At 41.9% G+C, this 25,541-nt stretch carries 22 protein-coding genes; 17 read left to right on the top strand and 5 right to left on the bottom strand.

Translation table 11 applies throughout. From position 1 onward, the window contains the following. Nucleotides 1-66 precede the first annotated feature (66 nt). Nucleotides 67-1,209 (top strand): methionine aminotransferase, encoded by a 1,143-nt coding sequence (locus tag IQ13_RS05620; RefSeq protein WP_144885132.1) that lies wholly within the window; start codon nt 67-69, stop codon nt 1,207-1,209. A 93-nt stretch (nt 1,210-1,302) separates the two neighbouring features. Here IQ13_RS05620 and IQ13_RS05615 read toward each other — a convergent pair whose 3' ends face one another. Then, complete coding sequence (locus IQ13_RS05615; protein WP_144885131.1) at nt 1,303-2,850, bottom strand: hypothetical protein; 1,548 nt, start codon at nt 2,848-2,850, stop codon at nt 1,303-1,305. Nucleotides 2,851-3,251: 401 nt separating this feature from the next. On the opposite strand from IQ13_RS05615, the gene IQ13_RS05610 reads away from it, so the two are divergent. Both IQ13_RS05610 and IQ13_RS05605 read left to right on the top strand, forming a co-directional pair. Beyond that, on the top strand, nt 3,252-4,592 hold the full coding sequence (locus tag IQ13_RS05610; RefSeq protein ID WP_144885130.1) for a M24 family metallopeptidase: 1,341 nt from the start codon (nt 3,252-3,254) through the stop codon (nt 4,590-4,592). Nucleotides 4,593-4,701: 109 nt separating this feature from the next. Further along, on the top strand, nt 4,702-5,607 hold the full coding sequence (locus IQ13_RS05605) for a DMT family transporter (protein ID WP_144885129.1): 906 nt from the start codon (nt 4,702-4,704) through the stop codon (nt 5,605-5,607). A 66-nt stretch (nt 5,608-5,673) separates the two neighbouring features. Here the strand turns inward: IQ13_RS05605 and IQ13_RS05600 are convergent, their stop codons facing one another. Beyond that, nucleotides 5,674-6,246, bottom strand: coding sequence for a hypothetical protein (locus tag IQ13_RS05600; protein WP_144885128.1), 573 nt, complete (start codon nt 6,244-6,246; stop codon nt 5,674-5,676). 403 nt (nt 6,247-6,649) lie between these two features. On the opposite strand from IQ13_RS05600, the gene IQ13_RS05595 reads away from it, so the two are divergent. The 11 genes from IQ13_RS05595 (at nt 6,650) to IQ13_RS05545 (ending at nt 17,584) form a co-directional block, all read left to right on the top strand. Continuing rightward, entirely contained in the window at nt 6,650-7,360 is a 711-nt protein-coding gene (locus IQ13_RS05595) for a GNAT family N-acetyltransferase (protein WP_144885127.1), read from the top strand. A gap of 119 nt (nt 7,361-7,479) precedes the next feature. Continuing rightward, nucleotides 7,480-8,682, top strand: coding sequence for an argininosuccinate synthase (gene argG, locus IQ13_RS05590; RefSeq protein WP_144885126.1), 1,203 nt, complete (start codon nt 7,480-7,482; stop codon nt 8,680-8,682). 85 nt (nt 8,683-8,767) lie between these two features. After that, complete coding sequence (gene argC / locus IQ13_RS05585; protein ID WP_199758194.1) at nt 8,768-9,757, top strand: N-acetyl-gamma-glutamyl-phosphate reductase; 990 nt, start codon at nt 8,768-8,770, stop codon at nt 9,755-9,757. Between the two features lie 71 nt (nt 9,758-9,828). Beyond that, nucleotides 9,829-10,971, top strand: a complete 1,143-nt coding sequence (locus tag IQ13_RS05580) for an aspartate aminotransferase family protein (RefSeq protein ID WP_144885124.1) — start codon at nt 9,829-9,831, stop codon at nt 10,969-10,971. 9 nt (nt 10,972-10,980) lie between these two features. After that, entirely contained in the window at nt 10,981-11,205 is a 225-nt protein-coding gene (locus tag IQ13_RS05575; RefSeq protein WP_144885123.1) for a hypothetical protein, read from the top strand. Then, nucleotides 11,202-12,176, top strand: coding sequence for a Rossmann-fold NAD(P)-binding domain-containing protein (locus IQ13_RS05570; protein ID WP_144885122.1), 975 nt, complete (start codon nt 11,202-11,204; stop codon nt 12,174-12,176). Before IQ13_RS05575 ends, IQ13_RS05570 begins: the two co-directional genes overlap by 4 nt. Nucleotides 12,177-12,196: 20 nt before the next feature. After that, the gene (argB, locus tag IQ13_RS05565; RefSeq protein WP_144885121.1) at nt 12,197-13,417 is read left to right on the top strand and encodes an acetylglutamate kinase; all 1,221 of its coding nucleotides are present in this window, start codon (nt 12,197-12,199) and stop codon (nt 13,415-13,417) included. Nucleotides 13,418-13,427: 10 nt separating this feature from the next. After that, the gene (locus tag IQ13_RS05560; RefSeq protein WP_144885120.1) at nt 13,428-14,501 is read left to right on the top strand and encodes a M20 family metallo-hydrolase; all 1,074 of its coding nucleotides are present in this window, start codon (nt 13,428-13,430) and stop codon (nt 14,499-14,501) included. 145 nt (nt 14,502-14,646) lie between these two features. Beyond that, on the top strand, nt 14,647-15,039 hold the full coding sequence (locus IQ13_RS05555) for a four helix bundle protein (protein ID WP_144885119.1): 393 nt from the start codon (nt 14,647-14,649) through the stop codon (nt 15,037-15,039). Nucleotides 15,040-15,077: 38 nt separating this feature from the next. Beyond that, nucleotides 15,078-16,373, top strand: a complete 1,296-nt coding sequence (gene argH / locus IQ13_RS05550; protein ID WP_144885118.1) for an argininosuccinate lyase — start codon at nt 15,078-15,080, stop codon at nt 16,371-16,373. Nucleotides 16,374-16,423: 50 nt separating this feature from the next. Then, complete coding sequence (locus IQ13_RS05545) at nt 16,424-17,584, top strand: hypothetical protein (protein WP_144885117.1); 1,161 nt, start codon at nt 16,424-16,426, stop codon at nt 17,582-17,584. 65 nt (nt 17,585-17,649) lie between these two features. Here the strand turns inward: IQ13_RS05545 and IQ13_RS21340 are convergent, their stop codons facing one another. Beyond that, nucleotides 17,650-17,787 (bottom strand): hypothetical protein, encoded by a 138-nt coding sequence (locus IQ13_RS21340; protein ID WP_158637325.1) that lies wholly within the window; start codon nt 17,785-17,787, stop codon nt 17,650-17,652. A 429-nt stretch (nt 17,788-18,216) separates the two neighbouring features. Here IQ13_RS21340 and IQ13_RS05540 point away from each other — a divergent pair, with 429 nt between their 5' ends. Next, nucleotides 18,217-18,831: a hypothetical protein gene (locus IQ13_RS05540; RefSeq protein ID WP_144885116.1), complete on the top strand. Its 615-nt coding sequence runs from the start codon at nt 18,217-18,219 to the stop codon at nt 18,829-18,831. 32 nt (nt 18,832-18,863) lie between these two features. Here IQ13_RS05540 and IQ13_RS05535 read toward each other — a convergent pair whose 3' ends face one another. Then, the gene (locus IQ13_RS05535; RefSeq protein WP_144885115.1) at nt 18,864-19,157 is read right to left on the bottom strand and encodes a hypothetical protein; all 294 of its coding nucleotides are present in this window, start codon (nt 19,155-19,157) and stop codon (nt 18,864-18,866) included. Between the two features lie 257 nt (nt 19,158-19,414). Between IQ13_RS05535 and IQ13_RS05530 the strand changes: the two genes are divergently transcribed. Beyond that, entirely contained in the window at nt 19,415-23,176 is a 3,762-nt protein-coding gene (locus IQ13_RS05530; RefSeq protein WP_144885114.1) for a DEAD/DEAH box helicase, read from the top strand. Nucleotides 23,177-23,326: 150 nt separating this feature from the next. On the opposite strand, the gene IQ13_RS05525 is transcribed toward IQ13_RS05530, so the two are convergent. Then, nucleotides 23,327-24,403 carry a ligand-binding sensor domain-containing protein gene (locus IQ13_RS05525; RefSeq protein ID WP_144885113.1) on the bottom strand — a complete coding sequence of 359 codons (1,077 nt, stop codon included), beginning with the start codon at nt 24,401-24,403 and terminating at the stop codon, nt 23,327-23,329. A gap of 203 nt (nt 24,404-24,606) precedes the next feature. On the opposite strand from IQ13_RS05525, the gene IQ13_RS05520 reads away from it, so the two are divergent. After that, nucleotides 24,607-25,485 carry a winged helix-turn-helix domain-containing protein gene (locus IQ13_RS05520; RefSeq protein WP_144885112.1) on the top strand — a complete coding sequence of 293 codons (879 nt, stop codon included), beginning with the start codon at nt 24,607-24,609 and terminating at the stop codon, nt 25,483-25,485. Nucleotides 25,486-25,541 lie beyond the last annotated feature (56 nt).

The raw sequence follows: 25,541 nt of genomic DNA, 5'->3' as shown, positions 1-25,541 counted from the left end.
AACAGCTGTAAGTTATTGGCAGAAAAAATGTTCGGCAGAAGCGTTCCTCTTCTTTACTTTGTAGCTATGCAAATCAAAAGCAAGCTCCCCAACGTTGGTACCACCATTTTTACAGTGATGAGTGCGTTGGCAACTGAACACAAAGCGGTCAACCTCGGACAAGGGTTTCCAGATTTTCCCATGAGTGAAGAGTTAACAGCCAAAGTTGCGGAAGCGATGAAGAACGGGCATAACCAATATGCACCCATGCCCGGGCTGATTGGTTTACGGGAGAGCATTGCAGAAAAGGTTGAATTTCTTTATAAAACAAAAGTAAATCCTGATACAGAAATTACGATTACACCCGGTGGTACATATGCGATCTACTCATCATTAACAACGATACTGCAACCCGGCGATGAAGTGATTTTGTTTGAACCGGCATACGACAGCTATATTCCCAACATCGAGATCAACGGTGCAAAAGCAATTCCATTGCCCTTAACCTATCCTGATTATAAAATTGATTGGGATCTGGTTCGTTCATCCATCAACGCCAAAACAAAAGCCATCCTCATCAACTCACCACACAATCCCACAGGCAGTGTGCTGGATAAAAATGATATTGCTGAATTAAAAAGCATTGTAGCAGGTACAGATTTGTTTATTGTAAGTGATGAAGTGTATGAGCATTTGATTTATGATGATCTGCCGCACGAAAGCATGTTGAAATACCCGGAGTTATTCGAACGCAGCTTCGTTAATTTTTCCTTTGGTAAAACCTACCACTGTACAGGTTGGAAGCTGGGTTACTGCATTGCACCGGCTGCGTTTACCAAAGAGTTCCGAAAAGTGCACCAGTTTAATTGCTTCAGTTGTTTTACACCGGCACAGGTTGCACTGGCTGACTATTTAAAGAATAAAGAAGCGTATTTATCGCTGCCACGTTTTATGCAGCAGAAGCGTGATTATTTTGTGGAGTTAATGAAGCAGACAAAATTCGATTTGCTGCCGACCAGTGGTAGCTATTTTGTTTGTGCGAGCTATGGCCGCATTAGTGATGAAGCAGATAAAGATCTTGCCATACGTTTAACCAAAGAAGCGGGTGTAGCAACCATTCCGCTTTCGGCATTTTATCATAACCAGAAAGATGATAAAGTGGTGCGGTTCTGTTTCAGCAAACAAAACAGAACATTGCAACAGGCTGTTGAACGCTTGATGAAGATTTGATGTTGAGCAAACTTGTCATGCCGACGAAGGAGGGATCTGTCAAAGACAATGCAAGTGCCCGGCAGATTCCTCGTGCCTCGGAATGACAAAAAACTATCTCCTCTTACTCTCCATGTACTTACCATGTACCACCTGTTCCATGGTTTTGTTGTACACTTTACTTTCAGCCCAGGAAATAATATCGAGGTATGCAAACGACCTTGTTTGAAAACGGTTCTTTTCCAGGTGTTTGATTTCGTTGAGTAATTGCTGCAACGCTCCTTTTATTTTATCGGGCGATTGCTGGAAACTTGTTTTCAAAAATTTAAACACCGCTTCTTCAACAGTGGTTAAGTTTTTCATCTTCTCCATAAACCGGTGTACCGATTTACTGAGCGAATCAAGAATTTCATAATTGCCCAATTCGTAATGGCTCAGCAAATGCATCAGGCGGGAGTAACATTGCAGATCGATACGCATATCCATGGGACCATGAATAATGCGATGCAGGTAATCGATGGCTTTTTCATAATTGCCACTCCCAAAATGTAAGGATGCAATTTTATAGTTGAACACGAGTATGCGGTGCTGATCTACAAAAATGGAATACTCATTCAGCTTCTCTTCAATTTGCGGTACAATCTTTAACCCTTCTTTAAACGTGCCTTTCATCAAGTGGCCGTTTACCCTCGAGCTGTTGATGTAGATAGAAGTATGTGTGCGGAAATTATCGTGCTGCTGCGCTTCCGGCGATTTTTCCCAGTCTTCAAATTCCTTTAACGTGTCTTCAAACTTTTTGAAGTTACGTAAATCGAAATGTGCATTCAACAGGGCTTGCATGCCTTTAATATAATGTCCTGTTTCAATCGCTTTCAGGTGCGGCTCTTTCCGGTACAGGTCAACCCACTTTTCTGCATACTTGTAATACATTAAAAAGTCCTGGCGAATAAATGCATACCAACAATAGCTTTGATACAGATACAACTCTTCGTAAAAGCCATTCACCTTGGTTAAATCTTTCGGCAAATAACTTTTGAAGAATGCTTTGATATCAATTTCATCATCCTCATTACGTGCATGCCCGTTCATGACATACCAGCGGTACAGCAATAATGCCAGATTCGATAAACGGGTCACACGATCAATATGGCTGCTGATCTGAAACGCTTCTTCAGCCATTTGCTCGGTTTTATCGGTAGTGCTGCGGGTAATGTGTAAGGTTTCAATCTTCTTTTCCAGCGAAATCAACTGCACCAGTGTATTGAACTTTTGATTGACACGTGCAAGCTCTTTTGCCTTTTCAATAATGCGTAAGCTTTGCTGCTTTAAACCTTTGTTGTAAAGTAAACGGGCATTGTCGAGGTGTTCACTCAACTGCAGATCCACATTCTCGCCTGTTTTCAGTAACCGTAAGCTGGCCAGTAATTCTTTGTACAGGTGTGTTTTAAGATTGGCGAGTTTGGTTTTGCTGTTATCAGAGATTTTTTTCAGCAAAATGCGTTCGTCATACTCCTGCATTTTATCCAAAGCATCAAATAACTGGATGATCTTAAGGTCTTCTTTCGACGAACTTCGTTTAATGTAGAGCTTAAAATGCCGTTTCTCGGCTTTTTCAAGGGAGTGTACTAATTGAAATAATGTATCTGAAAAACGGTTGGCCATAATATTTTTTTTGTATGAAACCCGCATCCACACTGCATTTCATGCTTCTCCTATTGATTTGGCATCATATCAAAAGCCTTTTTTTGATTTGATGCGCAAATTACGCAGGTTTATTTTTGTATCGGATTCGGGCTTAAAAAATATGGAAGCAATCGCTAAGTGAGCATAGCATCGTAACGGCCAAGGATCAAGTCACCGGCAAGTGACTCTCGAAAGATACAGAACTATTTTTTTATATGGCAAGCAATCGTTAACGGTCAGCTGTTTCTACAGGTGACCTTTTTCTTTTAAAAGGTTTGCTAAAATAATGTAAAAAATCATTCCACAAAGTTTTTTCTCCGGCTTTTCTTACACATGTAATACTTTTTGCCTTTCGTACATTCGATTAGTAAAATTATTGTATGCGTAACTATTTTTTTCTGCTCTTTTTGCTCACTACTGTTTGTTTTAGTCATGCACAAGTAATTCCGATGCGTGAACAGGCCAAAGTAATTGATGAAATTCTTGCCGACCGTTTCAATAATCTGCTGCCCGTTTTAATGGAGCGTAATGGTATTGATATGTGGATCGTCATATCGAGAGAATACAATGAAGATCCGGTGATTCGTACCATGCTTCCATCTACATGGATCTCTGCACGCCGCAGAACAATCATTGTATTTTATAATAATCCTGAGAAGAAAGTTTTTGAAAAACTGGCCATTGCCCGTTACAATGTGGGTGAAAACATCAAAGCCGAATGGGACATGACCAAGTTTCCCAACCAGTGGGATGCACTGTTGAACATCATTACAACACGCAACCCGAAAAAGATCGGCATCAATACTTCTACACACCACAACCAGGCCGATGGACTGGATGTAACAGATTACAATGAACTGATGCAGAAAATGCCTGCGGCATTCAAGTCGAAAGTTGTGAGCGCAGAAAACCTTGCAGTCAATTGGCTGGAGACAAGAACCGAACGGGAAATGCAGATCTATCCGCAGCTCGTATACGCCACCCGAAAAATTATTGAAGAAGGATTTTCAGAAAAAGTAATTACGCCCGGCATTACTACAACCGATGATGTAGTGTGGTGGTTTCGTGAAAAGATCAGAAGCATGGGTTACGATACATGGTTTCATCCATCAGTATCTGTTCAACGCAACGATCCGCAAAACTTTGAACATTTAAGAAGCTTCTCTAACAGACCGAAAGATGATGTAATACAACCCGGCGATCTGTTACATGTAGACATTGGCATTACCTATCTGCGCCTCAATACCGATGTGCAGGAACACGCATATATCTTAAGGCCCGGCGAAACGGAAGTACCCAAGAGTATCCGGGATGCGTTTACAAAAGCAAACCGTTTGCAGGATATTCTCACTTCGCAATTCAAACAAGGCAAAACAGGCAACCAGATTTTAGCTGATGCACTCGCACAGGCGAAGAAAGAAAACATTGAAGCGGTGATCTATACGCACCCGTTAGGCTTTCATGGCCATGCAGCCGGACCAACCATTGGTATGTGGGATCAGCAGAATGGTGTACCCGGTGCAGGCGATTTTCCGATGAACTTCCGCACCGCTTACAGCATTGAATTAAATGCAGCATCAGATATTCCCGAATGGAAAAAGAGCATTCGCATTATGCTGGAGCAGGATGGTTATTTTGATGAGAATAGCTTCCGTTACATCGGGGGCAGACAAAAAGAAATTTATGTAGTGCCGAGAATGAATAAGAATGTGGGCAATTGATTATTTACACATCAACGTTACGACCTGACAGGTTAAATAACATTATTCTGTTTGTATGTAATTATAGCAACTGTAAATAGTGGCTTAACCTGTCAGGTCAACATTTAACTTGAATATTTCCCCAACATATCGTGGTATCTTCTTTATGCTGCTGGCGGCATTTGGTTTTTCGGTCATGGGCGGTGCAGCCAAAGTACTCAAAGGAAGCTTCAATGCCGGGCAACTTGTGTTCTGGAGAAACATTGTTGGGCTCTTATTTATTACAGGCAGCTTACTCAATCGTGCACCACAACAAACAGGCGGCAAACTGCTCCGCCTCATCTTTCGTGGACTCATGGGTACTTCAGCCGTGTACATGTTACTATATTGTATTCTGCATTTGCCGTTGGGTACGGCGATGAGTTATAATCTTACTTCTGCGTTGTTCATTGCACTCTTCACGTTTCTTTTATTTAAAGAATACGAAGGTCGTTGGGTTATCCTGGCGGTGCTGCTGGGCTTTGCAGGTATGTTGCTTATTTACAAACCAAGTATTCACCTGCCTTGGTTTTATCATTTGGCTGGTTTGCTCAGTGGTATTTTGTCGGCCATTGCCTACATCACTGTTGGCAAACTCACAAAGTATTACGATACAAGAGTGATTGTGCTTTCGTTTGTGCTCACAGGAGTGTTGGTGCCATTGCTCTTCACTTCCATTCGGGCACTGTTACAATTACCTGCCGATGAGATTCTTTTCATTCACTGGCGCTGGCCGCAGCAAACAGAATGGTTGTATGTTTTACTAATGGGCAGCTCTGCTTTATTCGGACAATATTTTGTAACCAAGGCCTACGGCGCCGATAAAGCCGGCATTGTTTCAGCCATCAGCTATGCCGGCATCATCTTCAGTATTTTCATTGGTATGCTGCTGGGCGATGCGTTTCCTGATGCGGTTTCATTACTTGGTATTCTGCTTATTATCTGCAGTGGATTGATGATCTCATTTATAAAGAAGCGGCAAGACCTGACAGGTTAAGCCCTTGTTTGGTCTTACCTATTATTTTGCTGACAGCCTTATAAACACTAAACCTGTCAGGTCGAATCATTCCAAAGCCACTTTCTTAATGATTTCGATTTCTTCCCCCTGAACCATATGGTGTCTTATGAATTTCTCCTTTCCACCAAAAAGCTCCAGAAAGAACGCTTTTGTAACAAGGGTTGGCTTATCTATAATATATGCTTGATAAGAAGAATATCTCCAGCTATTCCAATCTTCAGCATATTGATGATGAAACGGATTTCTGTGAATGTACCATAAGCACCATATCAAGTATTCTTCGTTTTGCAGTAGTTTCCGCTTGTAAGGTGTCATGAACAAGCCTCCCTTTCTCCCGTACTTAAGATTCTTCCATTTTACAAATGCATTTGCAGCATCACTCATCTTCTTCGAAAAATCAGCAGAAGCAGTATGGTCCTGTATTCTTACGAGCAAATGATAATGATTGGGGAGAATACAATAAGCATGAATTTCACAAACAGGCAGAAGAAACTTTTTGATTAACTGAAACCAATGATCATAATCAGCATCGGTGTGAAACAGTACTTCATTACCAATGGCCCTGTTATAAATATGGAAAAATTCACCAGGAGTAATTTCTTGTTGGCTAGCTGACACGGCTTAGTTGTTTTATTGAATTGACGGATTAGACCTGACAGGTTTGTTCCCTACATCTATCCATTTCGACTATTTGCACAGACTCTTTTAAACTTAACCTGTCAGGTCTTGCATCTTCACTAACTATCGTTCTTAAACGTTTACAAAAATTTTATGTCTCATTTATAATATTATCGTTTACTTTTGTGCCTCAATTTTCAAACAGTTGATCAACACAAATACATATAACACAATTGAAGTAAGTGCCAACAACAGCACTTGTCACTTCTATGTATTTTCCCCACGACCTCGACGTGTATTCTGACAGGACGAACCCCTCACCATGGTCCCTGTCAGTGAACATTCTCCCCGGAATTTTTCTCAGGATTGGTTATCCGCTTTTTCATAAGGCTTTTATGCAAACATGGACAATCAGGAAATTATCATACGTGTAGCCAATAGTGGCGACACGCACTACGCAGAAACGATCACCAACGAAATGGAGGAGAGTGCCAAAGCACGTGGCACAGGTATCGCCAAACGCAGCCCCGAATATGTAGCCAACAAAATGAACGAAGGCAAAGCAGTAATTGCTTTGCTGAAAGACGGCACATGGGTTGGCTTCTGTTATATTGAAACATGGAGCCACGGTGCGTTTGTGGCCAACAGCGGATTGATTGTATCACCAGCTTTCCGTAAAAGTGGTGTGGCAAAACAGATCAAGAAGAAAATATTCGATCTCTCCCGCCAGCTATTCCCCGACGCAAAAATTTTCGGACTCACCACCGGTCTGGCCGTAATGAAGATCAACTCCGAACTCGGTTACGAACCCGTTACTTACAGCGAACTTACACAAGATGAAGAGTTCTGGGCAGGCTGCAAAAGCTGTGTGAATTATGATATTCTCATGAGCAAGCAGCGCAAGAACTGTATGTGTACAGCCATGCTCTACGATCCAAAAGATCATTACGAGCCCGAAGAAACCAAGCAATACTTTGAAGAAAATAAATCAGGCTTCGAACGTTTACTCCGCTTTAAAGAATGGAAATTCTTAAAAGCATTTCGCCGGAAAGAAAACGGTGGAAGTGGCGGCGAAAGCAAAACAAAGAAGTTCCTGCATTTTTTTCATTTATAATGCCCTGCTCCCGAAAGAGGAGTAAGGCTGCAACTGATTTTTATTGGTGTTGCGCCTGCCCTCCGCAACTTTAGTGAAGGAGGGTCGCACACTTCAACGTTCTATAATTCTGTTCAACAATGGCAAACAAAAAAATTGTTCTCGGCTTCAGTGGTGGTTTAGATACAACTTACTGCGCCAAATATCTCAGTGAAGATTTAGGATACGAAATTCATTCGGTAATTGTAAACACCGGCGGCTTTAGTGAAGAAGAACTGCAAAAGATCGAAGCACACGCCTACAAGCTGGGCGTAAAAACACACACAACTGTTAATGCAATAAAAGGTTATTACGAACGCATTATCAAGTATCTCATTTTCGGAAACTGTTTAAAGAACAATACTTATCCGCTGAGTGTAAGTGCGGAGCGTTTAAGCCAGGCCCTGCACATTGCGGAACATGCAAAAAAATTAAATGCCGATGCAGTAGCACATGGCAGCACTGGTGCAGGCAACGACCAGGTGCGTTTTGATATGATCTTCCACATCATGATTCCCGGTGTAGAGATCATCACACCCATCCGTGATATGAAGCTGAGCCGTGAAGAAGAAATTGCTTACCTCAAGAGCAAGGGTGTGGAAATGAATTTTGAAAAAGCAGCGTATTCTATTAATAAAGGACTGTGGGGAACGAGCATCGGTGGTAAAGAAACACTCAACAGCAAAGGCATGTTGCCGGAAGAAGCATGGCCAACGCAGGTAACCAAAGCAGGAAATGAAGAAGTTAAACTTCATTTCGAAAAAGGTGAACTGAAAGCGGTGAACGATCAGCAGTTCGATCATCCGGTTGATGCCATCAACTATTTACAATCAATTGCCGGAGCTTACGGTATTGCACGTGATATTCATGTGGGCGATACCATCATCGGCATTAAAGGCCGTGTGGGTTTTGAAGCAGCCGCTCCAATGGTGATTCTGAAAGCACATCATGCACTCGAAAAGCATGTACTCACCAAATGGCAGCTGCAATGGAAAGATACACTCGCACAATTCTACGGTAACTGGATGCACGAAGGACAAATTCTTGATCCGGTGATGCGTGATATTGAAGCTTACTTCATCAGCAGTCAGCAAAATGTTACAGGCGATGTGTTTGTACAACTGATGCCTTACCGTTTCCAGGTAATTGGTATCGAAAGCAAATACGATCTCATGAGCAGCAAGTTTGGGAAGTACGGTGAAATGAACACCGGCTTTACAGGTGATGATGTAAGAGGCTTCTCAAAAATATTCGGCAATCAAACATCTATCTGGACTTCGGTTCAGGAAGAAAATAAAAAATAACAAATGAGAAATGAAGAATGACAAAGTAGCTGTAGCATCGGCCTTCACTTTTTCATTTCATATTCTTCATTCTTAATTTTTAATTATGGCTATTAGAGTAGGAATCATTGGTGGTGCAGGTTATACAGGTGGTGAACTCATCCGTTTACTGGTGAATCATCCAAATGTAGAGTTGTCTTTTGTGCATAGCAGAAGCAATGCAGGTGAACCTGTTTATAAAGTGCACCAGGATCTTGTTGGTGAAACAGAATTGAAATTCACCGACAGCCTCACCCCTTTAGGAGACGGGGGCCTGAATGTATTATTCTTATGCCTAGGTCATAGCGAATCAAAAAAGTTCTTAGCTGAGAATACAATTGATCAGCGCATTAAGATCATTGACCTGGCGAATGATTTTCGTTTAGCGAATAGTTCAACAAGTGGTAGCCGCAAATTTGTTTACGGATTACCTGAGCTGAACAAAGAACAAATTAAAACTGCAAACAACATTGCCAACCCCGGCTGCTTTGCTACCACGCTTCAACTTGGTTTGTTGCCCTTGGCAAAAGCAGGTTTGCTGAAAGAGGTGTACACAACCGGTATCACCGGTAGTACAGGAGCCGGCCAAAGCCTGGCTGCCACTTCACATTTCAGCTGGAGAGCAAATAATATTCAGGCCTATAAAACATTAACGCATCAGCATCTCGGAGAAATCGGTGAATCGTTAGTACAGTTACAACCCAACAGCGACATTGCTGTAAACTTTGTTCCCTGGCGTGGCGATTTCACCAGAGGTATTTTCATCAGCTCACAAGTAAAATGTGATAAGAGTCTCGATGAACTGAACAAACTTTATGAAGATTTTTATACTGATGCTGCATTTACACATGTGATTAAAGAAGCTGTTTTCTTAAAACAAGTAGTGAATACAAACAAGTGCCTCATTCAACTGGAAAAAGTGGGTGACATGCTCGTTGTTCATTCAGCAGCTGATAACTTATTAAAAGGCGCAAGCGGACAAGCAGTACAAAACATGAACCTGTTGTTTGGCCTGGATGAGAAAACAGGATTGAATTTGAAAGCAAACTATTTTTAAAATAACCACGGAGACACAGAGAGCACAGAGCAATCTCTGTGTCTCTGAGCCTCTGTGGTAAAACTTACAACATGAATTTATTCGACGTTTACCCCATCAACAACATCGCAATTACAAAAGCCAAAGGCTCCTATGTATGGGATGATCAAGGCGAGCAGTACCTCGATCTTTACGGCGGTCATGCTGTCATCAGTATCGGACACACACATCCGCATTGGGTAAAACGAATTGAAGAGCAGTTAAACAAAATTGCTTTCTACTCCAACTCCATTAAAATTCCGTTGCAGGAAGAACTGGCAGCGAAGCTGGGTAAAGTAAGCGGCAAAGAAGAGTATCAACTTTTCCTTTGCAACTCAGGCGCCGAAGCAAACGAGAACGCATTGAAGCTTGCGAGTTTTCACAACGGACGCAAAAAAATCATTGCTTTCAACAAAGCCTTTCACGGTCGTACGTCACTGGCTGTTAGTGCAACAGATAATAAAAATTATATCGCCCCGGTTAACGAAACCGATAATGTGATCTTCCTTCCGTTGAACGATGAAGCTGCACTGGAAGCTTGTTTCAAAAAACAAGGCGATGAAATTTCTTCGGTGATCATTGAAGGGATTCAAGGCGTAGGTGGCATCAATGTTGCAGAAAATTCATTCCTCAAAAAGATCCGTTCACTTTGCGATCAGTATGGTGCGGTTTATATTGCTGACAGTGTTCAGTGTGGTTATGGCAGAAGCGGTAAGTTTTTCAGTCATGATTTTGCAGGGGTGAATGCCGATATATACAGCATGGCAAAAGGCATGGGCAATGGTTTCCCCATTGGCGGAATCATCATTGCACCACATATCAAACCCAAACATTTCCAGTTGGGCACCACCTTCGGCGGCAATCATTTGGCTTGTGCGGCCGCATTAGCAGTGCTGGAAGTAATGGAAGAAGAGAAATTGATGGGCAATGCGGTGATGATCGGCAAATATTTACGTGAAGAATTAGAGAAGATCGAAGAACTGGAAAATGTACGTGGCCGTGGTTTAATGATTGGCTTTGATGTGCCGGAAGAATACAAAGACCTCAAGAAAAATTTATTGCTCAACCAAAAGATCTTCACCGGCGAAGCAAAACCAAATGTAATTCGTTTGTTGCCAAGCCTTGGTTTGAAGAAGAGAGATGCAGAAATGTTTATTGATGCTGTGAAGGAAGAACTTGAAGCGATGAAAGGATAATGCTTTTTTATGAAACAAAATGTAACCGGAAAATTAGCAGTCGTATTTCTTCTTTTAGCAATACCATTCTTAATTGACAGCATTTTGTTTTTGGTAAATCCATCATTTAGTCAGTATAGCATGACCGGCTTTTTGATGAAAGGATATTTTGGAATGTTGCCCCTGTTTATATTTTATATGCTGGTTGCAACACTGGTAATTTATATCTGGAATAAAAAAAGAAAAAAGAATTGAAAAATTTCATTTCCGTTCATGATGTAGACAACATCAACGCTCTTGTACAAAAAGCGTTGGCCTATAAAGCAAACCCGCTTGCTGATAAAGCATTAGGTGCTGGCAAGCGCATGGGTTTAATTTTTCTTAATCCCAGTTTACGTACTCGACTTAGTACACAGATCGCTGCTGAGAATCTCGGTATGCAACCCATCGTATTTAATGTAGGGAGCGAAGGCTGGACCTGGGAGTTTGAAGAAGAAGCTATCATGAGTGGTACAACAGTGGAGCATGTAAAAGATGCAGCACCAATTCTCGGAAATTATTTCGATGTGTTGGCCATCCGTACGTTTCCTTCTTTACAAAACAAGCATGATGATTACAGCGAACTGTTTATTAAACAGTTTATCAAATATGCAGGTGTTCCGGTGGTGAGTTTAGAAAGTTCAACACTGCATCCGTTGCAGTCGTTGACCGACATCATTACCATCACTGAAACATTCAAAGAAAAACGCAAACCCAAAATCGTATTGACCTGGGCGCCGCATATCAAACCGTTGCCACAATGCGTGAGCAACAGTTTTGCACAATGGATCAATGCTTGGGGCGAAGCTGATTTTGTGATCACCCATCCGGAAGATTATGAACTGGATGAACAATTCACCAAAGGTGCCACCATTACACACAACCAGGATGAAGCATTAAAAGATGCAGACTTTGTATATGTGAAAAACTGGAGTACCTATACCGATTATGGTCGCATTTACTGTAACGACCCAGCGTGGATGTTGACAGAAGAAAAACTAAAAACAACCAACAACGCCAAAGTGATGCATTGCTTACCTGTTCGCAGAAATGTGGAGCTGAGCGATGAAGTACTCGACAGCAGCAACAGCATTGTTACCCAACAGGCGAGCAATCGTGTTTGGGCCGCACAAACAGTGTTAGCAGAAATCCTGAAAAGCCCCCATCCCCTGAAGGGGGGTGCTTAACACCGATTAATTGTAGCAGTATGAAGGAGAATATGTTTTATGGCGCAAGCCATTTGATTTTTCAAAAAGCCGAGGAGCTTCGAAACAGAATGACACCTGCAGAGGAGTTGCTCTGGAAACATATTCATATAAATGAGTGGAAACTAAAATTTAGAAGACAGCATCCGATTTCAAACTATGTTGTTGACTTTTATTGTCATGCTGCCAGGTTGGTAATAGAACTTGACGGAGGTATTCACGAGGTTGAGGAAGTAAAAATAAACGATCAGGTTCGGGAACGAAACTTAAAGTCACTTGGATTAACAGTTCTTCGCTTTAAGAATGAAGAGGTATTTCAAAATAAGTCAACAGTTTTAAAAACGATTAAGGATACAATAGCGACCATTCAAGAAAACAAACAGCTTGTGATTGAAAAGGAAAAATTAGTTGTTATTAAAATAGGTGGGAATATTGTTGATAGCGAACCTGTTTTGGCGTCTTTTCTTGAAAGCTTTTCAAAACTTGTCGGAGGGCATACTAGCCCCCCTTCAGGGGATGGGGGCTTCAAGGCAATTTTAATACACGGCGGAGGTAAGGTAGCAACCAAAATCGGCGAATCATTAGGCATCGAAAGCAAATATGTAGATGGTCGTCGTATTACCGATGCCGCAACCATTGATTTAGTAACAATGGTGTACGCCGGACTTATCAACAAAAAAGTAATCGCACAATTGCAGTCGCTTGGCTGCAATGCCATTGGTGTTACCGGTGCAGACGGCAATTTAATTCCTGCGAATAAGCGTCCGGTAAAAGAAATTGATTACGGTTTTGTAGGCGATGTAAAGTCAGACAAGATCAATGCACAAAACTGGAGCGGCTTGTTAGAGCATGGATTTATACCAGTGGTTGCGCCGATTACACACGATGGTAAGGGTCAACTGCTCAACACCAATGCAGATACGATTGCTCAGGAAGTGGCAAAAGCCATGAGCAACTTGTATGAAGTAAGTTTGATCTATTCCTTTGAAAAAGCAGGTGTATTGCTCGATGCAAATGATGATGCAACCGTCATCAGCAACATCGATCCCACATCATACGAACAATTAAAAGCAGAAGGAAAAATATTTGCGGGCATGATCCCGAAACTCGATAACGCATTTGCTGCGTTAAACAGTGGTGTAAAAAAGGTAGTAATTGGTAAAGCAGAGCATTTGAACGATCTGATCAACGGAGAAAGCGGAACATCCATTACAAACAGTTAAACAAATTATTATGGCCAACCAGGACATCAGCCAACTACACACAGAGGCAGTTGAATTATTAAAACAGCTGATCGCCACGCCGTCTTTTTCAAAAGAAGAAAACGAAACCGCAGAAATTCTTATTCATTTTTTTGCACAAAAAGGCATTGAACATTTTCGTGTAGGCAACAATGTGTATGCAAAGAACAAGTTTTACGATGCAGCAAAACCATCGGTGTTACTCAACTCACATCACGATACCGTAAAACCAAATGCGAAATACACAAGAGATCCATTTGAACCGATAGTGGAAGACGGGAAATTATTTGGCCTCGGCAGTAATGATGCAGGCGGTTGTTTGGTAAGCTTAATTGCAACCTTTCTTTACTACTACGAGAAAGAAAATCTTTCGCACAACGTGGTGTTTGCTGCAAGTGCTGAGGAAGAAATCAGCGGTGTGAATGGTATTGAACTGGTGTTGCCTTATCTCGGTAATATCAACTTTGGTATTGTGGGCGAACCAACCAAGATGGATATGGCTGTTGCTGAACGTGGATTAATGGTGATCGACTGTATTGCACAAGGTAAAGCCGGACATGCTGCACGCAAAGAAGGCGTCAATGCCTTGTACATTGCCATGGACGACATAAACTGGATCCGTAATTACAAGTTCGATAAGGTAAGTCCGTTGTTAGGTGAATCGATGTTGACGGTAACGGTGATTGGTACCGAAAACCAGCAACACAATGTAGTACCACCACAATGCAAATTTGTAATTGATGTGCGGGTGAACGAACTCTATACCTTCGATGAAATACTTGGTGAGTTGAAAGAAAACTTAAAGAGCCAGTTCAAACCACGTACAACAAGAATGAAATCAACTTCTATCGCCATGGATCATCCATTGGTGAAAGCAGGTATTGAGTTGGGTCGTGGTTATTATGGTTCACCCACAACAAGTGACAAAGCATTAATGCCGTTCCCTGCATTGAAGATGGGCCCTGGTGATAGTGCAAGAAGTCATACAGCCGATGAATATGTATATGTTGATGAGATCAAAGGTGGGATTGAGTTGTATATAAAATTATTAGACCGTATTTTATAGTGTTGCCGGTTTCCAGTTACTGGTTGCTGGTAAAACAACGCCAACAACATGAAATATCTGTAAAAATTATTGAGCTATTTTATTATATCAGCGATAGAGTTTTTACAGATATACTTTGTGGCCAAAATAAAATATCAACTAGCACATGAAAAGTTACCGGGAGCTTGATGTTTATAAGGAGTCGAAACAACTAGCTATCGAAATACACAAAATGAGTCTTTCTCTTCCAAAGTTTGAGTTATATGAAGAAGGAAGCCAAATAAGAAGATCTTCAAAAGCCGTTACTTCTGCAATAGTTGAAGGATACGGCAGAAAAAGATATAAACAGGATTTCATTCGATTTCTTGTTTATGCACAATCAGAATGTGATGAAACAATTGTGCATTTAGATTTCCTGCATGAAACTGAGTCTCTGAAAGAAACGAGTTTGTACAGTAGTTTCTTTGAGCGCTATACAGTTTTGAGTAAGAAAATAAACAACTTTATTCAGTGGGTAGAAGATAACTGGAACAACCTGCCTCCAACGGAGATCAAGTAACCAGCAACCGGAAACCTGTAACCTGAAACAAAAAAATTATGAAACTCTGGAGCAAAGAAAACAGCAGCACATCTGCGTTGGTTGAACAATTCACTGTTGGTCGTGATAAAGAATTTGATTTGTTGTTGGCAAAGTACGATGTGCAAGGCTCCATTGCGCATGTAACCATGCTGGGTGAAGTGGGTTTGATGAGTAAAGAAGAAGCAGAACAGGCTGTTGCCGGACTGAAAGAAATCGCTGCAACCATTGAGCTTGGCTCTTTCATTATTGAAGAAGGCATAGAAGATGTGCATTCACAGGTTGAATATCTGCTTACCCAAAAGATCGGCGACGTTGGTAAGAAAATCCACAGCGGAAGAAGCCGTAACGACCAGGTGGCGGTTGATATTAAATTGTACCTGCGTGCAGAGATCAACAATATTAAAGACGAAGTAAAAAATCTGTTTGATCTCTTGATCAAAACCGGCGATCAGCATAAGCATACATTACTGCCCGGCTATACACATTTGCAAATTGCCATGCCATCTTCGGTTGGTTTATGGTTGGGTGCCTATGCCGAGAGCTTGGTAGATGATGTTGAATTATTAGCAGCTGCTTACCAGGTGGCCAATAAAAATCCATTGGGCAGTGGTGCAGGTTATGGCTCATCGTTTCCGCTCAACAGAAAACGTACAACGGAATTGTTGCAGTTCGGCACGCTTAACTGGAACAGTGTGTATGCACAAATGAGCCGTGGTAAAACAGAGAAAGTAACAAGCATTGGCATGAGCGCTGTTGCAGCAACACTCAGCAAACTGGCGATGGATTGTTGCTTGTACATGAACCAGAACTTTGGTTTCCTTTCGTTCCCCGATGAGTTGACTACCGGCAGCAGCATTATGCCGCACAAAAAAAATCCGGATGTGTTTGAACTCATCCGTGCAAAATGCAATCGCATCCAATCAATACCAAACGAGTTGACATTACTCATCAACAACCTGCCTTCCGGTTACCATCGTGATATGCAGTTGACCAAAGAAATTCTGTTCCCTGCTATTGAAGAACTGAAAGCTTGTCTGCAGCTAATGCAGCTCATGCTCAGCAACATGAAGGTGAAGGAAAATATTCTCACCGATGAGAAGTATAAATATTTATTCAGCGTGGAAGCTGTGAATGAATTGGTGAACAAAGGCGTTCCTTTCCGTGAAGCGTATCAACAGGTGGGTAATGCCATCAACAAAGGAGAATTTGAATACGATCTGCAACAGTTACATCACACACACGAAGGAAGCATTGGCAATCTCTGCAACGAAGAAATTACAGCAGAGATGAACAAAGTACTCACAAAATTCTAAACCGTATAATATGTAACCGCAACAGTAATTGTTGCGGTTTTTTAGCCTTTATGAAAAAACAAGTGCTCTTGCTTTTCTTTTCCCTTTGCCTGATCAGCTGGGGTTATAGCCAGAACAAAGCTGCTGCAACAGTAAGCGTTGAATGCATTGCCGATACAGACAGCATCTGGATTTCTCTTCAGCAATCGGCGTTTGTAAAAGCAGGAACCCTGATGGTTGTGGCAAAAGCCATGAATACCGGAGTAGTTGATACCTTGTATTATCCTGTCATTGATACACTCAACAGTTTTCTTGTAACCGTACCTGAAAATTTTCAGAACGATAAAATTGTTCTGTCAACTTTTTATTACCCCGGACTTAGACAAGTAACCGGTATTCTCAACAACAACAAAATTTCTTCTTCGCTGCTCATGTATGTGTTCGGGAAAAACATGCCCAACTACAACAAGGTAATAGAAGTAAAAGAGGATAAACATTTCGTTTTACCAAAACTGGTATTCGAAAACAAAGCAACGGTGTTCTTCAATTTTGTGGGCACAAAGCGCAAACAAAAACCGGATATATCAATTGATCTGTTGCCCAAAGCAAAAGACTACGATTCGGTTACAACAGCAGTTTTCAATTTTGGAGCCAACTTATTTACGTCTGCAGAATACGATTCACTGAAACGCATCAATCAACTTCCGCCCAATGCTGTAAGAGTGGAAGGAAAAGGGAAAGAACTGCAGCAGATCATTGTTACCGGCACACGTAAAACCAAACTGGAAAAATACAAAGAGCAATTTGCTTCCGGTCTCTACGAAAGCATCATGGAACGGGAGTTTAATTTCCTCGATAACGATGAAATTCTCACCTACCCCGATTGTATCAATTATTTGCTTACAAGAATGGCCGGGTTAAGCCTCAGCACAGACCGATCAACCGGTGAACAGGCCTTGTTTTGGCGAAAGGAAAAAGTAAAAGCGTATTTCATTGATGAAATGGAAGTGGATTTTAACCAGGTACAAATGCTCGACGTTTCAACCATTGCTTACATGAAATTTTTACCAACACTACTGGCAGGTAGCATGAACTCCGGTAATGGTGGAGCTGTTGTTGTGTACACCCGTAAAGGAGAATTTGTACGGCAGGGCTCTTTTCAAAACAATTATATCTTTTCCATTAAAGGCTATACCGCTTCTGATTATATATTGTTTTCTGGAGGAAAGTAACGGACATAAAAAAAGCCATACACTCGCAGCTGTAATGGCTTTTAAGCGTAAAGTTTCTTCATAAGCTATTCGGCAAAATAATTTTTCCATCTTCTGAATTGTTTTGTTTGCGGCGACTCGAACGACTCCACCAGCAAATGAACAATCTGTTTAATGGAGAGAACAACAGAAGAACTTTTCTTAACAGAGGTTGTCTTTTTCATATAATTGGATTTAGGACTATAAAATTAATTCGCAAAAAAAGTTTATGCAAGCGTAGAACTGATGTTTTTTCACTTGCGAATTTTACGGGTTTGCATGTAAATTGTACGATGCTCCCTGTTCCTGCAAAAAGCATTTCGAATTTTTTTTCAACTAAACCCTTGGTTTAAAAGGAGTTTTGTATACATCGGTGCGCAGCAACACCGCTCTCTTTTTGTTTATTCGCTGATTTCTGCAAACTGCAACAGCAGTAAGGGTTGTAAAAAATTTTCGAAAACTAATTGTATGTACTAAGTGGTACTAATCGGGTCTGTTTATGCTTGCTTCTCTAAAAAAACAAGTAAGCATGTATTTTTCGCATTAGTTATTCTTCTTACAAAACCACTATAAAACACCGGATTGTTTTTTTATATTGCAACAAATCTCTATCCATGAACCAAAAGCTACTGCTGTTAATCTGCATCACAATCTGCTGCACCTTGAACGTTTTTGCCCAAAAAAGTACCTTCACGACCATCAGGCCCGATCTTGAAAAAGTAATCAACGATTATCCCAATCAGTTTGCACTAATCAAAGGACAACAAAACCAGGCCGAACCGAATATCATTGAATACAGCTCAAAAGTTGAAATGAAAGGAGCAGTTGAATCAAAGATCATCGGCTATCCTGCCAATAAAAAAATCAACTGGTTGTGGGAGGCAAAGCTGTTTGTAACCGCAGATATCAACACGCTGAAAAAACAATACAAAGCTTACTACAACGATATATTGGGTAAATCGTTGTTCAGCAAAGGCGCTAACAATAGTATTCAGCCAACAAATGCCTATTCTGCACCAAGTGAAGAGTTGCGTTTATGGAGCAACCAGTTTCACATCAACGATGCCACGGGCGAGTTCAGTAAACTGGTAATTGACCTGATTGCAGAATTTCAGAATTTCGAATGGGTGGTATACCTGCGGGTGTACGATAAAGAAAAAGATGAAGAAATGCGACCCTCAAAAGATACCAACGATCCGTGGCGATACGGATCGAACAGCAACCAATAAACAAAAAAGAAGCGCTGCCGGCGCTTCTTTTTTTATGCTGCTGGTACAAGCACCTTATTACTGCTTTTCTTGCGGTCAATATAATTCCAAAGCCACATCAACGTAAACGAAGGCACAAAGTCTGTTCCCGGTAATAATTCTTCGGCCAGGTTAAATAACGAACCAAACGATCCTTTCCAGCCACCAAACGTGCGGTAAAAAATAATAGCCGAAACCGGCGCCCAAAGCACATCTGCAAACTCACCCAAAAACGGAACGGCATAGCTGGCATAACCCACTGCGTCCATTACAAGACAAAAGAAAATGGATGGTTGTTGTTTGTTCATGTTTCTGTTTTTCTGCTTAGCAAGATTTACGAAGTGCTGCAAGCGTTGCATGCGTTTACATTTTTCAAGGCAAACGTATAAAGATAAGAAGCTTTTCCTGTACCGCAATCGCTTTTACAACGTTGATAATTCTTTCTGTTTTTAACAGGAAATGTGACCTGAATGCTTTTACATTTGCAGATTAGCCTTTTCTGAACACAGCACATGTTTGCTTTGGCTGATACCAAATTGATTATCGAAAACAAAAACTGTTACGCTTGGCTTTACCTCATTTGCTGAAGTTTGCATACAATCACGGTACGGAAGAAGTGGTTCGTCGTGGTAAAAAAATCCACGCCATCGGTTTTGCCGAACTGGTAGAACACGATGAACTGATGGGCACTGTCGTGTTTCGTGTGCGTGACGATTCGTACTCCACGTTTTACAAGGTGTACATCCAGAAGTACAAAGATGCCAATGCCATGAATGTGCGTTGCAGCTGCCCGTACAACCTCGGCGATATTTGTCGCCACGAGGTAGCATCGCTTTTTCAGTTGCAGGATCTCATCGATAAAAATATTCTCGGCTTAAAAGATCTGCAGTACGATCAACGGCATACCGTTGTAAAAATGAAAAGCATCGAGCTCAAAACCATCCGCACGCTTACTGCAGCTGCTGCCTTAAACGATGCCGAAGTTTTTCTGCGCAGCAAAAAAGCAAGTATTCTTTCGGCAAAAGACGAATGTGTAAAAGCCGAAGTGCAGATGAACGGTGAAACATGGCCGGTAACCATTCAGAAAAACGACGAACGCAATTTCGATACTTCCTGCACCTGTGCCGAAAATGCACACGCCATCTGCGAACACAAAGCCATCGTATTTATTCAATTACTAAATGCGCACGGACCATTGTACTTCGACAGCATCCGCAACATGGATAAAGAAAAAGGAAAGCTGTTAGGCATCTATGGTTATTCGCTTTCCGACAACTGGCAGGAGAAATTTGAATTCATTTATAAAGATGGTAAACCTTTTCTGCGTGTACTCGATCCGGGTGTAAAACGGGTGGAACCATCTGCTGTAAAAAAACCGGAACCTGCAGCAACAGCAGTTGCTGTAAACGAACAGGAGAATACAGCTGTTGAAACAGAAGAAGAAGTAAAAGCGCTCACACGTTTAGGTGTGGTGCTCAACAATAACAGCAAACAGTTTCCGTACTTCAGTATTGATGTGGTGAAAGGCGAAGTGGATAATGATACCAATGAGTTCATCGGCAATATTGAAAAACTGGATGTAAGTAAGTTTATCGAAACCGACGACCTTGGTGAAAATGATAAACAACTCCTGCAGTTGTTACGTCGTTTGCAACCTGCAGAAATCAGCAAGTTTGTCAACCGCAATTCACCCTTCTCCGGTATCTGGGAAAACATCATCCATCACGAAGAAGACGATTTGCCCGAAGATACCAAAACACTGATGCTGGAATATTTACTTCCACGCATTCAGAAATTATTTGCCGAAACAAGTTCGCCGGTATTACTCTTACCAAAAGGAAAAGAGTTCAAAACAAAAAATCTTGTTCCTGTTACAACAACCGGCACTTTCCTGAAACCATTCTTTGAACTGAAACAGCAAAAGAATAAATGGGAGTGGAGTTGTAAAGTAAAAATCAACAGCGTACCGTTGGATGTACATGAGAACGATTGGAACAGTCCGCTCATTTTTTTACTCAACAATGAAGCACGCACCTGGGAAAAACAGGAAGATGCACAACTGGTTATCGATTTTACAGCAACTAAAAACCGGCTTATCAGCAATAGTGATCTGTCGGAGTTTCTTTCGAAAGAAGCCTTGAAGATTGCACGTGATTACCATGTGGAGTTTGATGCTGCATTGATCAAAGAAGTAAAAGCTGGTGAACCGGATATTACCTTACAACTGCAGGAAAAAGGCGATTACCTGGTAATGATTCCCACCTTCAGTTACAAAGGGTACAAAGTGCGCTCCAGCGATAAAGACGAAATTATTTTACCCGGCGAAGATGGACTCATCATCGTTAACCGCAACCGTGAAAAAGAAAATGAGTTTGTTGAAAAGGTAGAGAAATTGCATTCGCAATTCATCAAACCCGAAGGCGGTACACAACTGGCATTAAAAGGAGCAGAGGTATTAAAAAACAACTGGTTCTTTTTGTTTGTAGATGCCATGAAGGAAATGAAAGTACCGGTGGAAGGCTGGGAAGTGCTGAAGAATTTCCGTTTCAATACAGCTAAACCAAAAACCGAAATCTATATCAGCAATGGAGTTGATTGGTTCGATGCAAAAGTGAAAGTGGTGTTTGGCGATCAGAGTGTAAGCATTGCCGAAGTAAAGAAAGCGTTGGCCAACAAGCAATCGCTGGTGCAGCTGGCCGATGGTACTTTGGGTGTGCTGCCCGAAGAGTGGATCAAACGTTATTCCATGCTCTTCCGGGTGGGCGAAAACAAGCAGGACAAACTGCGTTTATCAAAATACCACATCAGCGTTATTGATGAACTGTACGAGAGCCGTGATGAAACTGAGCTCATGATTGAGCTCGAAGAAAAATACGAACGCCTGCGTGAGTTCAAACATATTCAGAAAGTAGATCCGCCTGCACACCTGCAACCCATTCTTCGTCCCTACCAGGAAAGTGGTTTCCACTGGCTTAATTTTTTAAGCGAAGTGGGCTGGGGTGGTATTCTGGCCGATGATATGGGTTTGGGTAAAACCATCCAGGCCTTGTCGTTCTTGCAACATGTGCATACAAAAAACAACGGACTGAAAGCCTTGGTTGCCTGCCCCACTACGTTGATGTACAACTGGGAAAACGAGATCAAAAAATTTACACCGGCACTTACCTATCATATTCATCATGGTGCACAACGCAGCCGTGATAAAGATTTCTTTACCGGCTTCAATGTCATCATCACCACCTACGGTACACTGCGCAGCGATATTAAATTGCTGAGCGAACAGAATTTCGATTGTGTGGTACTCGACGAAAGCCAGGCCATTAAAAACCCCAACAGCAAAGTGGCCAAAGCAGCCTGCTTACTCAAAAGCAAACACCGTTTGTGCATGAGTGGTACGCCGCTGCAGAACAACACCTTTGATGTGTACGCACAAATGAACTTCCTCAACCCCGGTATGCTGGGCACGGTAGAACATTTCCGAAACGACTTTGCAACACCCATTGATAAGTTTGGCGAAAAAGAACAGAAAGAACATTTGCGCAAACTGTTGTTTCCGTTTATCCTTCGTCGTACAAAAGAACAGGTGGCAAAAGATCTGCCTGAAAAAACAGAAAGCATTCTGTATTGCGAAATGGAAACCGAGCAACGCCGTATTTACGATGCGTACCGCAACGAGTACCGTTCAAAAATTCTCGGTACCATCGAAGAAGTGGGTATTGGTCAATCGCAGTTAACCATTTTGCAAGGGTTGATGAAGCTGCGCCAGATCTGCGATTCGCCATCGATCTTAAACGAACCGGAAAAGCTGCCGAACCATTCGATTAAACTGGATGAACTCGTTCGTGAGCTGGAAGAAAACATGGGCAACCACAAAGCACTGGTGTTCTCTCAGTTCCTGGGCATGCTGGGATTGATTCGTGAAAAACTGGAAGAGCTCAACATTCCGTTTGTGTATTTTGATGGAAGTACATCTGCTGCAGATCGTGAAAAAGCGGTACAGGATTTCCAGAACAACGAAGAAACAAGAGTATTCCTCATTTCACTCAAAGCGGGTGGTGTGGGTTTGAACTTAACAGCTGCCGACTATGTGTACATTGTTGATCCATGGTGGAACCCTGCTGTAGAACAACAGGCCATCGACCGTACGCATCGTATTGGTCAAACCAACAACATCTTTGCGTATCGTATGATTTGTAAGGATACCATTGAAGATAAAATTCTGCAGCTGCAAGAACGCAAGCGTTCATTGGCACGTGATCTGATTGCTGATGACAATGGTTTTGTAAAAAGCCTCAGCAGAGAAGATGTGGAATACCTGTTCAGTTAATCTTCCTCAACAACATAAAAAAGGATGCACAGTGTGCATCCTTTTTTATGTCAGGACGTCGAAGACGTCAGACATTTTTTAAGTAATGGCACCAGCTATTGGTAGTAAAAAGCCAACAGCTGTTATGCACCTATAGTGAAACATTAATCGCTAACAGCCTTCTTTAATAAAGTTGATAAGGGTGATGTCTTTTAAGCGAAATACTCCTCCCGAAAAACCAAACCACATCTCTCCGTTTTTATCCTGCAAAATACTTTGCACATGGTTTTTGGTGCGGCCTTCATTTTCGGTATACGTTGTAAATGTGGTACCATTGAATTTACTCACGCCTCCGCCTAAAGTACCCATCCACAAATAGCCTTGCTTGTCAACCAGCATTGTCCACACATCGTTTGAGGCCAACCCGTTTTTATCGGTGTAATTCACAAAGCCATCGGTATTATACCGGCTCAAGCCATGTCCCCAGGTACCGAACCAAAGATTACCGGCCTTATCCTGTGTAATCGACAGCACATTGTTGCCAGCCAGGCCATTGGCTACGGTATAATTGGTAAACGTTGTCCCGTCGAATTTTTTTACACCATTTCCGTCTGTACCAAACCAGATAGCGCCACGCTTATCTTCGTACATACTCCACACCAGTTTCGGTGTAAAACGAAACTCCCGGTTATGTGTAACAGCAAGCGGCAGGTCTACTGCAGTAAAGCTGGTACCGTTGTAACGGCAAACACCTTTCATGGTGCTCACCCAAAGCTGTCCTTTGCTGTCGCATAACAAAGTCCAGGTATCATTCGAGGGTAAGCCATCTTTTTCCGTAAACAGGGTAAACGTTTTGCCATTGTACATGGTAAGACCATTGTTAGTGGCCATCCAGATATTGCCTGCTTGATCCTCTACAAGTTTTCTTACTGCATTTCCGCTGATGCCTTCCTTTGTGCCGAAATACACAAACTGTTTACCGTTGTAGCGGCATACGCCATCGTTATTGGTACCAAACCAGATATTGCCTGCTTTATCCTGCAACATGGTGCGGATGTAGTCGCTCACCTGTAAATCGGTTTGCTCCTGTGGTATCAGTTTTACAGACAGGAACCTGTAAACCGGAATACGTTTGGGCTCCGGCTGACCGTTGCCAATGGCCACTGATTGAAATTTGATATTGCTGTTATTTTGCCCGATGCAGGAGCCGAAGAGTAATGCAAATACAAAAAACGGGATCTGTTTCATAAATGTTCTTTTTGTGTGAGATTCGGTTTGTAATCATGATGCTCCACTAAATTAATCTGCCGGGCAGGCGAAAGGGGTAAAACAGTTGTAAATAGATTGTAAACGGTTGTAAAACCTTTGCAAACAAAGGCTGTAACAACGGGTATTGATTAATTTTAACGGGGAAAACTTGCAAACCCATTTTTTAAAACTAGCCGTTACGCATGAAGGGAAAACAATGGTTACTGGTTGCCGCAAGCGGAATTGTGTTGTTGCTTGTTGGGTTTGTAAGCAAACAGACCAACAATAATCGTTTCGACTCCGCTAAAGAAATGATTGTGATGCGGCAGATCGCTCACAGCATTTTACAATATGCCGGCGACAGCAGCACACAGGTAGTACCGCCAACCCGACTGGCAAAAGGTTCGTTCAGCATTCCGTTCAACAGCAGTTTTTCATTTAAACCCGATTCGCTGGTACAGATCATCGACCGCATTATCCGCAGCAACCATCTTCCTTCCGATTATATTGTGCAGGTTACCGAACCCTTCAACAACAAAGTGGTTTTTGGCTATGCCATCCTTCGCAGCGAACAGCAAAACATTGTGCCCTGCAGCGGACGCAACCAACCGTCGTTTCCGTACAACATTGTCATCAGTTTTAAAGAAGAACCTTTTACTCCTGCAATGTGGTTTATTGCCGCAGGTATTCTTTTACTTGCTGCTGCTGCTTTCGTGGGCTGGCGTATCAAACGCCAACCTGCAGAAAGCAATACAACATTGAAAGATGAAAAAACTGCAGATGCTCCTGTGTTCAGCATTGGTAACTATTTGTTTTATGCCGATACACAACGCTTGTTGTTGGGTTCTGATGAAACGATTTTAACCAGTAAAGAAGCAAAGCTCTTAAGCATTTTTGCTGAAGCACCCAACCAGGTTATTGACCGTAACAGGTTGCAGAAAGAAGTGTGGGAAGATGAAGGTGTGATTGTAGGTCGCAGTCTCGATGTGTTTGTATCAAAATTGCGCAAACGGTTAGAACAGGACCCCGCTATAAAAATTGTAAGTATTCATGGCAAGGGTTATAAGTTGGAAATCGGTTAACGGTCTGGAACAATAAAAAAGGAAGCACGGGTGCTTCCTTTTTTTATAAACAGAAC

This window comes from Lacibacter cauensis (assembly GCF_007830055.1).
GTDB classification, from domain to species: domain Bacteria; phylum Bacteroidota; class Bacteroidia; order Chitinophagales; family Chitinophagaceae; genus Lacibacter; species Lacibacter cauensis.
Note: the sequence above shows the minus strand (reverse complement) of the source record. Positions and strands in the feature narration are given on the sequence as shown.